General features: G+C 70.2%; 12 protein-coding genes. All 12 read right to left on the bottom strand.

Annotated features, from left to right (window positions below):
* A partial coding sequence (locus GC203_RS18190; RefSeq protein ID WP_293457609.1) for an Ig-like domain-containing protein occupies positions 1–2,336 on the bottom strand: 2,336 nt, incomplete at its 3' end.
* Between the two features lie 79 nt (positions 2,337–2,415).
* The gene (locus GC203_RS18195; RefSeq protein ID WP_293457611.1) at positions 2,416–4,224 is read right to left on the bottom strand and encodes an alkaline phosphatase family protein; all 1,809 of its coding nucleotides are present in this window, start codon (positions 4,222–4,224) and stop codon (positions 2,416–2,418) included.
* 64 nt (positions 4,225–4,288) lie between these two features.
* The gene (locus GC203_RS18200) at positions 4,289–5,446 is read right to left on the bottom strand and encodes an MFS transporter (RefSeq protein ID WP_293457614.1); all 1,158 of its coding nucleotides are present in this window, start codon (positions 5,444–5,446) and stop codon (positions 4,289–4,291) included.
* Between the two features lie 146 nt (positions 5,447–5,592).
* Positions 5,593–6,204, bottom strand: a complete 612-nt coding sequence (locus GC203_RS18205; RefSeq protein WP_293457617.1) for a DUF6134 family protein — start codon at positions 6,202–6,204, stop codon at positions 5,593–5,595.
* A 119-nt stretch (positions 6,205–6,323) separates the two neighbouring features.
* Positions 6,324–6,470, bottom strand: coding sequence for a hypothetical protein (locus GC203_RS18210; protein ID WP_293457618.1), 147 nt, complete (start codon positions 6,468–6,470; stop codon positions 6,324–6,326).
* A gap of 154 nt (positions 6,471–6,624) precedes the next feature.
* On the bottom strand, positions 6,625–7,521 hold the full coding sequence (locus GC203_RS18215; RefSeq protein ID WP_293457620.1) for a dienelactone hydrolase family protein: 897 nt from the start codon (positions 7,519–7,521) through the stop codon (positions 6,625–6,627).
* A 9-nt stretch (positions 7,522–7,530) separates the two neighbouring features.
* The gene (locus GC203_RS18220; protein ID WP_293457623.1) at positions 7,531–8,844 is read right to left on the bottom strand and encodes a hypothetical protein; all 1,314 of its coding nucleotides are present in this window, start codon (positions 8,842–8,844) and stop codon (positions 7,531–7,533) included.
* An 11-nt stretch (positions 8,845–8,855) separates the two neighbouring features.
* Entirely contained in the window at positions 8,856–10,478 is a 1,623-nt protein-coding gene (locus GC203_RS18225; RefSeq protein ID WP_293457626.1) for a S8 family peptidase, read from the bottom strand.
* Positions 10,479–10,606: 128 nt separating this feature from the next.
* Positions 10,607–11,734 carry a hypothetical protein gene (locus GC203_RS18230; RefSeq protein ID WP_293457628.1) on the bottom strand — a complete coding sequence of 376 codons (1,128 nt, stop codon included), beginning with the start codon at positions 11,732–11,734 and terminating at the stop codon, positions 10,607–10,609.
* A 68-nt stretch (positions 11,735–11,802) separates the two neighbouring features.
* Complete coding sequence (locus GC203_RS18235) at positions 11,803–12,735, bottom strand: mechanosensitive ion channel domain-containing protein (RefSeq protein ID WP_293457631.1); 933 nt, start codon at positions 12,733–12,735, stop codon at positions 11,803–11,805.
* A 75-nt stretch (positions 12,736–12,810) separates the two neighbouring features.
* Positions 12,811–13,986: an MFS transporter gene (locus GC203_RS18240; protein WP_293457634.1), complete on the bottom strand. Its 1,176-nt coding sequence runs from the start codon at positions 13,984–13,986 to the stop codon at positions 12,811–12,813.
* A gap of 217 nt (positions 13,987–14,203) precedes the next feature.
* Positions 14,204–14,863 carry a TetR/AcrR family transcriptional regulator gene (locus GC203_RS18245; protein WP_293457636.1) on the bottom strand — a complete coding sequence of 220 codons (660 nt, stop codon included), beginning with the start codon at positions 14,861–14,863 and terminating at the stop codon, positions 14,204–14,206.
* Positions 14,864–14,915: the final 52 nt, after the last annotated feature.

Consider the following 14,915-nt stretch of genomic DNA (forward strand, 5'->3'; position numbering starts at 1 on the left):
CCGCCGGCCAGGATGTCGTGGCCCGCGCCGCCTTCCAGGGTGTCGGCGCCGTTGCCGCCCGTGAGGCTGTCGATGCCGTCGCCGCCCGAGAGGGCGTCGTCGCCGTTGCCGCCCACCAGGGTGTCGGCCCCGGCCCCGCCGGAAAGGCTGTCGTTCCCGTTGCCGCCGTCGAGCTTCTCGTCCGCCGACGTGCCCGTCAGCGTGTCGACCCCGTTTCCGCCGGTCTGGGTGGGGCCGTCGGCCACGCCCGAGATGGTCACCGAGACGCTCGCGCTGCTGGTCTCCCCGCCGGCGTCGCGCATCACGTAGGTGAAGCTGTCCTGCGCCGTCTGGCCCAGCCCCAGCAGGTCGAAGACGTCGGCGTCGGCCGTGTAGACCAGATGGCCGTCCACCACCGCCACGCTCGCCCCCTGCGCCGTCGCAGACACCGACACGATCTCAAGCGCGTCGAACGGGTCGGCGTCCACGTCGTTGCCGAGAACGTCGATGATCACCGCGGCGTCTTCGTTCACCCCCGCGGCGTCGTCGTAGGCGAGCGGCGCATGGTCGTCGCCATAGGTCAGGTAGAGTCCGCCCGCACCGTCGTCGACGGCGGCGAAGACCTTGCCGGCGAAGGACTGCGCGGGATCGAGCTGGATCGCGAAGGCGCCGCCGCCCGTCGTCACGGTTAGCAGGTTGCCGCCGTCCAGCGAAAGCGCGCTCGCCGCGCCCACGCCGACCAGGCGGATGGCGTCGTCCTGGCCCAGCCCGTCCACCTCGTTGGCGAACGCGCCGCCTCCGAACGCCGCCGTGGTCAGCGCCAGCACCTGCGCGCCGGCCTGGAAGGCGATGGCGCCCGAGCCCGCCGCCCCGATCGCGGTCAGCGTCAGGTCGCCGGCCAGCAGTGTCGTGGCCGTGAAGCCGTTCGCGCCGTCCAGGGTCCAGTCGCCGCCTTCCACCTCGAGGGTCTCGACGCCCACGACGCCCGTCAGAACCCCGCCGCCCGACCCCAGCAGGGTCAGGGTGTCGACGCCGTCGCCGCCGTCGATCCCGCCGGTCGTCGCGCCGCCGTAGATATTGATGTGGTCGTCGCCGCCGCCGGTGGCGATCGAGCCAATGATGGTTCCGGCGTTAGTGATCGTATCGGCGAAGCCGCCGACGATCACGATGGCCTCGCCCTCGCCGCCCTGGATCAGGCCCGAGTTGGTCAGGTTCAGCGCGCCGAAGGCCGCGCCGCCGTCGCTGTCGTCGACCGTGATCGCCCGCTGGCTGGAGACGATCTCCCCGCCGGCCAGGTTGGTCACCACGCCGCCGCCCAGGGCCAGGCCCTCGGTCGTCCCGCCGGTCGAGGTCCCGAACGCCTGGATCAGGCCGGCGTTCTGCAGATCGACGAGGCCGTCGACGTCCACGGCGTCGCCATCGGTCGAGCCGGCCGCGTGGCCCAGGATCTGGCCGCCCGCGAAGTTCTTGATCGTGCTGGTCGTGGCGGACGCGGTGTCGAGATTGATCCCGCCGCCCGTCACGCCCGTGATGGTCCCGGCGTTCTCGACCGTGAGCGGCTCGTCGCCGGTGATCCCATGGCGCGCGCCGCTGATCAGACCGCCCGCGTGGTTCTTCACCAGCCCGCCGGCGTTGCCTTGGAAGTCGAGGCCGTCGCTGCTGCCTGAGCCGACGGCCTGGATCGTCCCGTAGTTCTCGATCGTGGCGTAGGCGCCGCCGCGCACGGCGTCGGCGTCGGTCGCCTGGATGAGCCCGCCCGATTCGTTGAGGATCGACGTATGGCCGAGCGCCGTCGGGTTGAGGTCGTTGAGGTCGAGCGCCTGGCCGCCCCCGGTCGCTTTGATCGTCCCGGCGTTGTCGACCATCACCGTGCCGGTGAATGGGCCAGAGCCGCCCGTGGTCACCCGCAGGAAGTCGTCGGACGACTGCATGGTCGCCCCGGCGCGGTTGGTGAAGGTCAGGTGCGCGAGTCCGGAGAATTCCTGGATGTTGAATCCGCGGCCCGAGCCGGCGGTGATCGAGCCTGCGTTGTCGATGCTGATCGAGCCGCCGGCGACCGAGCTCTGCATCCGCATCACGTCGGAGACGCCGGCGATCGTCGCGTCCGCCTTGTTCACCAGGGTGAAGCTGACCGCCGCGCCGGCCGAGCCGGAGGTGTCGAACGCCCGGCCGCTGGTGGGGGCGATGGAGCCGAAGTTGGTCACCACCACGCCCGCTCCGGCCTGGGCCGTGGAGAGGTTCCAGGTGACGGCGGGGCTCGACGGCTTCAGGAGCCCCGAGGCGGTGACGTCGAGGGTGTCGTCGCCCTTGAGCGTGACCTTGCTCGTCGACGTCGTGGAAATGATGAAGCCGGTCATTTGCGCCCCCCGTGCCGCTGAGGCGTCTTGTGGCGCGCCAGTGCGACAGGGCCGTGACGGCGGGGGGCGGGAGGGCCTCCTAGGGCTTGAGACCCACCGTCCGTCCCGGCGCGCCGGCGGCGTCGAAGTAGCGCGCGCCATCGGCCGTCTGGCCGTTCAAGATCGTGACGAAGCCGTTGGCCGCCGGCGCCGAGCGCAGCGTGAAGACGCCGCTGCCGACGGGAGCTCCGGACGCCAGGGCCTCGCGCATCACCCGGCCCTTCAGGGCGCCTCGTCCGCCCAGGTCCAGGCCCAGGATGTGCGCCAGCGTCGGCGCCCAGTCGGCGTTGCTGACGGGCGTGGGATCGGCGAAGCCCTTGCGGAAGTCGGGGCCGACCGCGGCCATGAAGTTGTGGGTGTCCTGGCGGCCCAGCGAGCCGTGGATGCCCTGGCCCTGCTGCTGGCCGGAGTCAGCGATCTCGATGGCGCACATCTCGGGCTCGTCGCAGCCTAGGCTCGAGGTCCTGAAGCTGACGGCGATCGAGGGCGCGGGCGTGCGCGACGAGCCCAGCAGGTTGACCGCGCTGGTCGGCAGGGCGCCGGGGATCGGGCCCAGCCCGTCGTTCACGAAGATCGCGGCGGTGTAGTCTTGCCCCGTCAGGAACTCGACCACCCGGGCCGCCAGCGCCTTGGCGTCCGGTCCGGGCAGCCAGATCAACTCGGTCCCGCCGTTGGGGGCCAGCACGATTTCGGGATGGGCCGGGTCGGCGCCCAGGAGCGCGCCGTGCTTCGGATAGCCTCCTGCGGCCGGATTGATCGCCTTGCCCTCGGGATCGTGCAGCGGCAGGCCCAGCGCCTGGGCCATGTCGATCGCCAGGAAGCCCGGCGGGATGAAGCCGGGGACGACGCCGGGATAGCGATATCGGGCCGAGGCGCTGTTCGGCGCCTCACGGGTCATGGTGGAGAAGCCGTGATCGGCAGTGGTGATCACGTCGGTGGTGTCGGCGAGGCCCAGGTCGGCCAACGCCTTGCGCAGGGCGCCCAGATCCTTCGAGGCGTTGGCGATCGCGGCCTTCGAGGTCGGTCCGTTGATGCCCGGCTCCAGCGCGTTGAGGCTGTCGCCGTGATTGTGCTGTGATCCGTCCGGGTCGCGCGACCAGAAGACCATGACGAACGGCTTGCCCTGCGTCTTGAAGCGGGGGAGCAGCACCTTGGTGGCCACGGCCAGGTACCAGTCCTGCTGCGATACGTTGGCGACCTTGGTCCCGGGTGTCTTGTCGTCGCCGTCGAAGGCGTTCGCGCCCCGGTCGGGCGTGCGTAGCTCCAGGCCCGCCGCCGCGATCGCCGCGGCGATCTCGGGCGACAGGGGCAGGCCGTCCTGCGGTCGGCGGCCGGTTTCGTCATCGATGATGATCGTGCCCCGGCCATCGTGGGCGAGGACGTCCTGCACGCCGACGGGCCCCAGCTTGCCGACGCTCACCGTGGCGAAGCCCTTGGCCCGCGCCGCCTGCAGAAGGCTGGTCTCGCCCAGGTAGTTGCCCTCGAAGCGGTCGTTGAGCAGGGCGAAGGTCGGATCCTCCTCGATGGCGGCCAGCGAGGTTCCGTCGGGCGGCGGCAGCGGCGCGCCCACGTAGATCGTGTTGCCGAAATTCCCAGTGTCGCCGAGGTAGTGGCCGGTGGCGATGGCCGAGGCGTTGGCGGTGGTCACCGTGGGATAGATCGAGTGGCTGTTGGTGAAGTCCACGCCCTCGGACCGCACGGCCGCCAGCTCGGGGGCGACCTCGGCCGTCACGCTCTTGGCCCGCAAGCCGTCGGCGACGAAGATGATCACATTGTGCGGCTGGGCGGCCGCCGAACCGGCAAGCGCCGCCGCGGCGACAACGCCGGACCAAACCGTCTTCCAGCCCATGACAACTCCTCGACTCCGCCGCCCCGGCCACAGGCCTTGTGGCCCTGGTTTGTGACAGTTTGCATCAAGGGGAAGCCAAAGCGCGCGACTGCGACCCGTATCGACGCCAGAGCAGTGCGAAAGCGGTCAAAGCGCCGGCAAGGCTGAGCAACACCGGCGCAGCCAGGGTGTAGCCCGCCCAGATCATTCCCGCGCCGACGAGACAGGCCCCGCCACAGCCCAGGTCCCACCCGCCTTCCGTCGCCACGCTGAAGCGGAGCGGGCAGGGCGATTCCTTGGCCAGGTTGTAGACCGGCGTCATCAGGGCAGGGATCCAGACCGCCACCACCAGGGCGCCCATCGCGTTCGCGGCCACGGCCAGCCAGGGCGAGCCGATGCTGAAGGCGCGCAGCACCAGCACGCCCACCGCAACCACCAGGGCGATGACCACCGCCGAGCGGCCCCGCCCGGCGTCGATGTGCCGGCCGATCCAGAGACTGGTGGCTGCGCCCACAAGCGCGGCGAGCGCCACCGCCCCACCATAGGCGGCGTAGCTTTCGCCGAGGGTGATGAAGAGCGCGATCTGCCAGACGTAGTAGTAGCCGCCGGCGAACAGGCCGTCGCAGGCCATCAGCGCGGCGCCGCGCATCGCCGAACGGACTCCGCCGGGCGCGTCGTGCGGCACCGCGACCTCGGGCGCGCCCAGCAGCGGGAAGGCCGCGAGAATCTGAATGACGCCCGCGCCCAGGAAGGTGAGCCAGGGGCCGCCGGCCGCGAGCCCCCAGGCGCCGAGCAGGGGGGCGACGATGCCGACGATGGCGTTGATCGCCTCACGCGCGCCGATCTGGCCGCCGCGCTGTTCGGCGTCGCCCACGCTGGCGAAGTAGGCATGGTAGCAGGTCCAATAGAGGACGCTGCCGATCGGGCTGATCAGGACGACCGCGAGGAACATCGCGTCGACGCCCTTCACCAGCGGGAGTAGCGGGAAGACCGCCGCCTCCAGCACCGTGCCGAGCACCAGCGTCTGTCGCAGGCCGATCCGGCGCGCCAGCCGGGGCACGAACGGCCGCAACAGGAACCGGCCGCCGGTCATCGCGGTCATCGAACAGAGCACCAGCGGGGCGGGCACGCCGGCCCGCAGCATGAAGACCAGGATGAAGACGCCGCCGGCGCCCGCGGCCAGCGCCTGGATGGCGGAATGGAGATTGACGCGGTTGATCGCGTCGTTGCGGAAGAAGCTCATGGAAGGCCCCGGGACAGGGGGTGTGCAGACGGGCTCACGCTCGCGCGCGGCGGCGGCCCTTGGGCGAAACGGGGGAGGTCAGTCCCGGAGGCGCTCTGTGCACATGCGGCGGAGCTTAGGCGCCGCGTCGCGATCGGCGCAAGCGCTCAGACGCGCCGATATTCCATGGTCGAGCCGTCGTCGAGCTTGCCCTTCAGCGCCATCCAGTCGCCCTTGGCGTCATAGAAGTCGTCGATCTCGGTCTCGCCGCGGATGGCCCAGTGGCCGGCCGCCACCTGACTGCACCGCACCTTCAGCATCTTGCCTTCCTGCTGGTTGAACAGCGGGTGGCCGAAGCTGGCCTGGTTCCAGTGGCTGAGCGGCACGGCGTCGGCGGGGCCGCGGATGGAGCCGGCCGGCCCGTCGATCTGAACGTAGCCGCCCATCGCCTGCGCCGACACCGTCTGCATCTTGCCGTTGGAGTTCGTGGAGGTCTCCACGCTGGCCCACTTGCCGCCAGCCCAGCGCTCGACCGCCTTGTGCCGGTACTTGAACACTGGCACCGGTCCCAGCTTGACCACCATGGTGACGTCCGTGGTCACGGTCCGCGCGGCGTCGTCGCCGGTGAAGGTGATCTGATGATCGCCCACCCGCGTCCCGTTGCGGAAGACCTGGAAGGCCAGGCGGTTCGGCGCGGCCAGCGCCGCCCCCGGCGCCATGACCAGACCCGCCGCGCCCGCGATCAGCTCACGGCGCGCCATCCACAGGCGTTCAGTCATCTCCAACCTCGTTCTCGCGCCCCCACGCGTTGACCCAGTCTACAGCGTCCGCCGCTCCGGCGCAGCGTCGCCTTTGCTCAATCTACGGTCCCGAGGGCGGATGGATGCCGAGCGCGCCGCTAGTGGCCCGGTCGGGGCTTGTAGGTGCGCGGCTCCGGGATGGGCAGCGGCTTCTCCGAGGCCTTCTGCCCGTGCTGGGGAGAGGCGGCGGACTTCGGCATGGGAAAGCCGAAGCCGGGGCCCTGGTGCTGGAAGCCATGCGTCATGACACGGGTCCTCCGATGGGCGCTGGAAACAACTATCCATGGATCCGTCACGCGCCGGAAGCGAATCACCTGTTCGACATCGGCGAGAAGCGTCGACGCCGCGCCGTCTCTTCAGGCTCGCGGCCGATCGACGCCGCGACGGTTGCGCCATCCGTCACGTGGTCGGTCTGGCCTTTGGCCCGCCTGGCAGGCGCCGCACGCACCCGTGGAGCAGGCAGTCCGGCAGGTCATGCGTGGGCGCGGGGGCCGGGCCGCCGCGCAGGCGCCAATCGAAGAACGAGATCACCTCGTTGCGGACGGCGACCGTGTCCGAGCCGGCTTCCTCGATCAGTTCGTTGGTCAGGACGCAGTGATAGCGAACGCGGCCCCGGTAAGCCGGGTTCGCCGCCGACTTGGGGAGGCATCTTGAGGCGACGCCGCCTTCCAGAACGTCGCCATAGCGGCGCAGGCGTTCGCACGGCGATATCGCGTCATCCTGAAACCGCAACAGGATGGCCCGCAGGTCGCCCTCTCGGATGCGGGCCTTCAGCGTCGCCTGGTCCGCCGGCGACAGGTCGATGTCCGCTGGCGACTTCAACGGCAGGGAAGGCTCGCTGGCGACCGCTGCGGCGACGGTCGGCTCCAGTGCGGTCGCAAGCGCGAAGCCCCCGGTCAGGCACAGTCCAAGAACGCCGACCTTGGCGCCGCCGGCCTCCGCCGACGCCTGCGCGGCCATGACGCGCAGCCCCGCGACGGCGCGGCGGGTGTGGTCGCCCTTCTTCAGCGCCAGGATCTCGCTGCGGACGCAGGCCTGGGCCAGGCTGGCCGCCTGATCGAGCAGGTTGGGAACGGCGCCTGGCCGACCGAGAAACGACGGCATGTAGATGCGGAACCCGGCGCGACCCAGAACCTCGGCCAGGTGGGCGACCTGTGGCGTTATCGAGGGCAGCTCATGCAGCACGATCACCGGTTCGCGCCCCGCGCGGGAGACGAACAGCGGGCACGAGAGCCCGGCGGCCTTGAAGGCGCGCCGCTCGTAGCCGCTGAGGTTCGCGGGTCCTTCCGCGTCCACCGCCGGAGCTCAAGCCATCGCCGCCAGCAGCACCCGCGCCACCTGGGGCGTCCGGATGTCGCTGTGGCTCTTGATGAAATCGCACTTGAGGTTCGAGACGCCCGCGCCGAGCGCTGGAACGGTTTGGCCGTCCAGGACCTGGCGCACGCTTTCGCCGTCCTTCAACCGCAGGGCGCCGTTCGCGCCCATGCCGCCGAAAATATCCTTGGCGCCCCCAAAGTGATCGGTCACGCCGATGAAACCCGACGCCACCTCGTTGGACGCCCGCGAGGCGATTGCGTAGGCCACGCCGACGGCATGGTCGTTCCAGGTGTGGGTGATCGCGATCCGGCCCGCCACCTTGGCGTCGGCGACCACGTTGCGGAACGCGCCGTTCAGCCCCGGCTTGATATCCACGCCGAGACCATTGTGGGAGAAGGCGCCCTGCAGCATCGTCAGGCTGTAGGGCTTCACCCTGGTCATGGTCGACGTCGCCGCCGTGACCAGGCGCGCGCCGAAGCTGTGGCCCACCAGATGCAGGCGCTGGCCGTCCGCCAAGCCTGCCGCGTCAACCAGCTTGCCGAGCGCAACCCCGACGATCCCGGCCCGCTTCTTCAGATTGAAGTAGGCGGCCTGGTTCAACAGCGTCGCGACAGCAGCGACCGGGCCGCTGAGGAAGCCGAGCGAAGACGCCGCCGCGCCCCCAAAGCCAAGGGCCGCCGCGGCTTGGCCGCCGCTCGCCGCCGCAGCCGCACCCCTGGCGCCGGCGCTCTTGAGGCCCTGGACGATCTCGCGTCCCGCCACCGCGGGATCGAGCAATTCGGCGTGCTCGGCCTGCATCTCGGCGTCCACCTCGCCGGGCGGACCCATGGCCGCGCGGAGCGCCTCCACCAGCGCGTCGGCGTCACCCGCTCCGCCCGTGGCGGCATAGGTGACCAGGCCCTCCAGCCTGTCCGGCGCCATGTCGAAGAGGTGCGCCAGATCGCGGGCGCGCGTCTTGAGCTTCTCGAGATCGGCGTCGTCGCCGCCAGCCACCGCCGCCGCCGCGGCGGAGCCGAGGACCGCCACGGATTCCTGCGAGAGGTCGTCGCGGAACTGGTCCGACGGCCAGTAGACGCCCGTGACGCCGAGCGTGCGACCCGCGAGGCGGCTTCCGGCCTGGGCCTGAAGATGCGCCAGCATCTGCGTGTACATCTGCTCGGCGTCGTCCGGATCCTGATGCCAGCCGTGCGAGATGACGATCAGGTCGGTGACCCCGCTCGGCCAGATTGGCCCGCTCGTCGCGCGGGTCCCGTCCTTGTTGAAGCGAAGCGCGACGTAGGGAAGCCCGGCGAGCGTTGCCATGATGGTGTCCTTCACACGGATTGGATGGCGCGCATCAGGTCCAGCAGGCCCGCGCCCTGAAAGTCGCGCCGGCGCTTCAGGTCGGTCGCGCTGGTCATCAGGATCTCCTTGATCCGGTCGGGCTTGCCGATGAACTCGGAGCGAACGGACAGGAAGGCGGCGATAGCGCCCGACACATGAGGCGCCGCCATGCTGGTGCCGGTCTCCTCGCGATAGTAGGCGGCCTTCGTATCCGCCCCGCTGATGGCGTCCTTCAGCTCCGGGTCGCCGCCGATCAGCTTGCTGATCGCGCCGGGGGAGGCGGCCGAAATGATCCGCTCCCCGGGGGCCACGATGTCGGGCTTGGGCCGGCCGTCGGCCGTAGGCCCTCGCGAGGAGAAATAGGAGACGCCATAGGTGTGGGGCTGTTCGGCATGGGTGGAGCCGACCGTGATGGCCAATTCGGCGTTGCCCGGATCGGTGATCGTCTGGTCCAGCCCGACGCGCCGACCCCGTGGCGAATTCTCGGTCGCGATCATCGCCGACCCGTCGTTCCCCGCCGCGGCCACCACGACCACGCCCTGACGCACAAGGCGGTCGACGGCCACGCAGAGCGGGCTCTGACCGGCCGCAAACCACTCGGCGTCGAAGCCATAGCCGAGGCTGAGATTCAGCCCGTGAATCCGCGGCCAGCGACCGTCGTCATTGATCCGGGCGATGTAGTCGATGGCCGCGAGCAGGGAGCTCTCCTGGCCCCGGCCGTCGCTGTCCAGAACCTTGAGACTGACGAGCTTGGCCTTGGGCGCGACGCCCTGCATCGCCTTTTCGCAGCGTTCGAGCCGGTTGCGGATCCGGTCCTGATGGTCCTTTTCGCGACGCACCCGGTAGCTGGTCGGCTTGGCTTTTTTCCCAGCCGACCCCGCCACGTCCGGCCATCCGTTCGGACAGATGCCGGCGATGATGCCGGCCACGTGGGTGCCGTGTCCGAACCCGTCGACTCCCCAACCCGTCTGCTCGAGCGTGAAGTCCTTGTGCTCGAGTGGCGGCTGGTCGCCAGGACGCGGCGATTGCGCGGGTGGCCGGCCTACGGCCGGGAGAGTCAGATTCCCGTGCAACTCGAAATGGGCGTGCCCGGCCTCGATCCCGCTGTCGGCCACGGCCCAGACAATTCCGTCGCCGTCCGAGCCGAACGACCTCAGGCAGGCGTCGGCCTTGATGATCCGAACCGACCTGTCGAGATAGGCCTCGAGCGGCCGGTCGGGCCACACCTTGTAGATCGCCGGCGCCCGCTTGGCCTCCGCGGCCTCCCGACTGTCGGCGGCGACCAGGTCCTCGAGTTGCTTTCGGGTGAGCCGGGCGAAGACGTGATGCCGGCTCAGGTCCGGGGCCCGCATCTTGGAAGCCGGGTCGTCCGCGACGATCTTGCGCACGCGGTCGACCACCTCGCTCTGGCCTTGGGAGCGTCCGCCCCGATGCTCCAGGTTGATCTCAATGATCAGATCGACGCGGGCCGCGTCGCCGTCGTCCGAATCCTCATAGGCCTCGAAGACCTTTGGGGAGATGATGTATCGAACGGAGGTCTTGTTGATCTCGTCGCGATCGAGCCTCTGGAGACCGTTTCCGGGCTCCGTCGGGCCTTCCGGGCCCTCAGACATCGCATCCCCCCGACACCTGATCCGATTGGGCGAACAGTAGTCGACGAAACTGCCGGATCGTCAACCTAAAGTCGCATTGGATTCATGCTGCCGCGGTGGTGGCGGTGCGGTCGGGCTGTCTCCGCGCCCTACATCAGGTGGCGCGCCCGCCAATGGTCCGCCACGAACTCGCGGAGGTCGCGGTAGGCGATGACTTCCATCTCCCGCAGGGCGGCGACCTTCTCGGCGACGTCGCCCGCTTCGAAGCGGGCGCGGGCGCGCATGACGGCGGCGGCGTAGCGGGCGTAGCGGCCAGCGTCCTCCGAGACCCGCAGGCTATCGTTGATCAGGCGCAGCGCGAGCGCGCCCGCGCAGGCGCTGGCGGCCAAGGCCAGCGACACCGCGACGCCGAGGTCGGCTGGCGGCCGCCCCAGCGCCAGCAGCATCCCGCCGGCGGCCGCGGCGGCCACGGCGATGATCGGCAGGATCGTTCCGCCCAGCTTCAGCGCCTGCGATCGCCGGCGCGGCGTCCGCACGGAATCGCCCAGCTTGCGCTCGGCGTAGGCGATCTGGCTGTCGAACCGCTGGCGGCCGAGGATGTCGAAAAGCAGTTCCAGCGAGACCGAGGCCGGCGGTGGCGCGGGCGGCGCGGCCCACTCGGCGACGACCCAGGCCTCCGCCTCCGTGGCGACGCCGGCCAGACGCGGCACGTCGGCGGCCTGGTCGTCGAAGCGGGGCAAGGCGGTCAGCGCCTGGGCGCGAGCGGCTTTCCATTCGCCTAAGGCCGTATCGTTTTCGATCGCCGCGGCGGCCAGTCCGAGGTTGTTGATCAGAGTCTGGAAGTAGAGCGCCCGGGCCCGCTCGGTCCAATAGCGCGCGCCAAGCCAGCGGGCCCGGGGGCGCGCGTCCAGGGCGTGCAGCGCCGCAAGTCCCGCCCCGCCGATCGTCAGCACGGCCGCCGCCGCGCCCAGCCACGGCCCGGGGGCGAGGGGAGCGAAGGCCGCCGCGGCCAGTCCCGCCGCGGCGCTGCCCACGGCCAGAAGCGCCAGGCGTCGGTCTCGCCGGGCGTTCTGGTTGGCCGGCGTGTCGTAGCTGGCGAACAGCGCGCGCAGTTCGGGCCAGTCCAGCACCCGCAGGGCGGGCAGCCGGCGCGCGCCCAGCGCCATGCGCGCCGGCCTGGTGAACAGGATGTCGTCGTTGGCCCAGTCGGCGAAAGGGTCCTCGAAGAGGCCTGTGCGGGCCGCCGTCTGGCCTTCCTCCGGAGTGGCGGTGTTCATCTGAGGCTCGCGATCGAGGCGCCCGTGCCGGCGCCCGTCGGCGACTATAGCCCAGCCGCGCGCGGAGCCTAGTTGGCGGTCATCCGCTGCAGGCGCACTTTGGCGGTGACCTCGCGGGGCGCGCGGTCCACCTGCACCTGATGCGGATAGGGGAACCGCAGACCGGCGGCGTCGAAGGCCTCCTTGACGGCCTTTAAGAGGTCCCACTTGGTGTTGAACCAATCGGACGTACTGGCCCAGCACCGCATGGAGACGTTGACGCCGGAATCGGCTGTGGCCGTGACTTTGGCCCAGGGTTCGGGATCTCCGAGCACGCGCGGGTCGGCTCGGGCGACCTCCAGCATCTTCTCCAGGGCGAGGTCGAGATCGTCCTCGTAGTCGACGGTGAACGTCAGTTCGAAGCGCCGGCGACCCGACTTGCTGAAGTTCACGATCATGTCCCCGAAGACCTTGCCGTTGGGCACGTAGAGGGTCATGCCCTCGAACTCGGCGAGCCGGGTGTTGAAGAGGTCGATCGCCGCGACCGTGCCCTGGCGGCCGCTGAGTTCGACGTGGTCGCCGACGCGATAGGGCCGCAACAGCAGGATCATCACGCCTGCGGCGACATTGCCCAGGGTTCCCTGCAACGCCAGGCCGATCGCCAGCGAGGCCGCGCCCAGCACGGCGATCACCGAGGTCGCCTGCACTCCGAGTTGCTGAAGCACGACGACGAGGCCGATCGCGATGATCATATATCGCGCGAACCCCGCGACGAACTTTGTCAGCGTCGGGTCGGTGGAGCCGCTCTTGCTGAGCCGCGCCACGCTCCGCTCGACCAGGCGGGCGAGCCGTCCCGCCAACCAGAGCGTCACGCCGAGGATCAGGCCCGCGACGATCAGGCGAATGGAGAAGGCGCCGACGAGGCCGACCAGGTTGCGCAGGCTTTCCGGATCGCCGGTGAGGGCCTGGCCGATCATCGCGACAGACGCCGAGGTGGATGTATTCTGGTCTTGGATGGCCATGTCTCCAGCTGTTGCGGAACTGAACGCACGCATGCACGTGCGCCCGGCGACCGGTCACACCGGCGCCCCTCGGCCCTAACGGCCCCGCTCGCGGCGGGTTCCGGGCCGGCGCAGTGTGGAGACGGCGAAGCCTCCGCCGATGGCCATGGCGGTCAGGCCCGAAGCCAGGAAGGCCGCGCGGTAGGACGCCGCCTGGGCGATCAGGCCGAAGGCGAGCATCAACAGGCTGGTCCCACACTGCATGATGAAGCCCTTCAGCGAGGCGACGGTGGCGCGCGTCTCAGAGCGCAGCGCGTGCTGGAAACGGGCGTCGGCATTGATGTCGACGGTCCAGTAGAGCGCCACATAGGCCATGGGCAGGACGATCGACCACGTCCGCCACGTCGCCGCTCCGGCCACCACGCAGGCCCCGGCCAGGGCGTAGAGCATGCAGAACGTGACGGGCCGCAAGCCGCGCAGGCGGTGGGCCAGGGCCGCTGTGATCGCGCCCACCCCGGAAAGGGCGGCCATGAAGAGGGCGATGCCGGACTTGGGCAAACCCACCTGCTGGCCGAAGATCTGCCAGTAGTCCGCCACCGCCCACACCACCGCCTGCATGCTGGCGATGAAGGCGAGCAGGCCGGGCACCCCAGGCAGGCTGGCGGCCTCCATCACCCCGCGCCGCAGGTGGGTGACGTAGTCGAAGCGGCCGACCGTGACGGCGCGCGGGGCCTCAGGCAGCGCGAGCGCCGAGACCGCCGCGGCCAGGCCCGTGCCGATGCTGATCCAGATCAGCGTCGGATAGCCGAACGCCGCCAGCGGCGCCGCGCCCAGGGCGGCGGTCATCACCCCGGCGAAGCGGGCCGACTGGGTGCGGCCGATCACCCGGGCGTAGTCGGCCTCGCGGCCTAGCGCCTTGAGCTCGTCGTAGATCACCGCTTCGAAAGCGCCCGACAGCGTCGCGCTCTTCAGGCCCCACAGCATCAGCCCGACGAGGAAACCCCAGAAGCCCGGGAAGGCGAGCCAGACGCCGAAGCCAAGGCAGCGCACCGCCTGGGCCGTCGCCAGCAGCCAACGCCGCGACACCCGGTCGGCCAGCACGCCGCTGGGCGCCTCCAGCACCACGCCGGTGACCGACCAGGCCGCCAGGATCACCCCGATCTGGGCCGGCGACAGCCCGTGCTCGGCGAACATCACCGTGTAGAACGGCAGGATCAGCACCGCCGAGTCGAGGAAGCGCAACGCGCCGGCGCTCAGGATCAGCCGCCGCACACTCTGCCCCTCTCCGCTTGGATTTTCCGAGCTCGGCCCGAGTCCTAGGCCTGCTGCTTCAAGTTGTGATGCAAGATCCGCGAAGACTTCGCGGAGGCCGTGCTAGAGCCTTCCCGGATCAAGTGGAATCACTTGATCCGGACAAGAAGGCTCGATCTTCAAAAGTGTAGAGCCCGTCCGGGCGGGTGAACCGGCATCCACTTCACCCTGACGGGCTCTAGGCGAGGAAGCCGGCTTCGGCAAAGTCCAGCATCCGATGGAGCAGGGCGTCTACGTCGCCTTCCCGCGTCAGCCCCCCGGAGAGGTGGTGCAGGCGGTCGAACTCAGCGAAGCGGTTGTTGTGCACCATGCCCAGGCAGAAGTGCAGCCGCCAGTAGACGTCCTCCTTCGCCAGGTCCGGGCGCGCGGCCATCAGGGCGTCGGCGAAACGGGCCAGGTGGCTGACGTCGTTCTGCAGCACGTCGCGCATGTCGGCGGTGCCTTCGGACCGGGCGCGGATGATGAACTGCACCGAGATGCGCCGTTCGTTCTCGGGCGAGCCCCACCGCAGCGGCGGGGCGAAATAGGCCTCGAGGATCTCGCGCACCGGCGGCTTGCCGCCGTGGCGGCTGGTGGCCTCGTGGAGCATCCGCGCGCGCTCGCGGTTCAGCTCGCTGGTCCGCCGCCGGAAGATCTCGAACAGCAGCGCGTCCTTGGAGCCGAAGTGGTAGTTCACGCTCGCGAGGTTCACGCCCGCCTCGGCGGTGATGTCGCGCACCGACACGTTCTGGAAGCCGTGCAGCGCGAACAGCCGCTCGGCGGCGTTGAACACCGCGGCCTTGGTCGCGGCCTGGGCCTCTTCCGTTTCGGGAGGATCCTGGGTGAGGGGATCGTTCATGCGAATCCCTTAGGCGCTGGACGAGCTTAGGCGCAACGCCAATCGGCGACAA

Origin of the sequence: Phenylobacterium sp. (assembly GCF_016124325.1) — a bacterium.
In the GTDB taxonomy this organism is placed as follows: Bacteria; Pseudomonadota; Alphaproteobacteria; order Caulobacterales; family Caulobacteraceae; genus Phenylobacterium.

Bases quoted from the DNA above. Each gene is read 5' to 3' on its own strand.
- GC203_RS18195 (WP_293457611.1), bottom strand. From the start codon at position 4,224: ATGGGCTGGAAGACGGTTTGGTCCGGCGTTGTCGCCGCGGCGGCGCTT.
- GC203_RS18200 (WP_293457614.1), bottom strand. From the start codon at position 5,446: ATGAGCTTCTTCCGCAACGACGCGATCAACCGCGTCAATCTCCATTCC.
- GC203_RS18205 (WP_293457617.1), bottom strand. From the start codon at position 6,204: ATGACTGAACGCCTGTGGATGGCGCGCCGTGAGCTGATCGCGGGCGCG.
- GC203_RS18210 (WP_293457618.1), bottom strand. From the start codon at position 6,470: ATGACGCATGGCTTCCAGCACCAGGGCCCCGGCTTCGGCTTTCCCATG.
- GC203_RS18220 (WP_293457623.1), bottom strand. From the start codon at position 8,844: ATGGCAACGCTCGCCGGGCTTCCCTACGTCGCGCTTCGCTTCAACAAG.
- GC203_RS18225 (WP_293457626.1), bottom strand. From the start codon at position 10,478: ATGTCTGAGGGCCCGGAAGGCCCGACGGAGCCCGGAAACGGTCTCCAG.
- GC203_RS18230 (WP_293457628.1), bottom strand. From the start codon at position 11,734: ATGAACACCGCCACTCCGGAGGAAGGCCAGACGGCGGCCCGCACAGGC.
- GC203_RS18235 (WP_293457631.1), bottom strand. From the start codon at position 12,735: ATGGCCATCCAAGACCAGAATACATCCACCTCGGCGTCTGTCGCGATG.
- GC203_RS18245 (WP_293457636.1), bottom strand. From the start codon at position 14,863: ATGAACGATCCCCTCACCCAGGATCCTCCCGAAACGGAAGAGGCCCAG.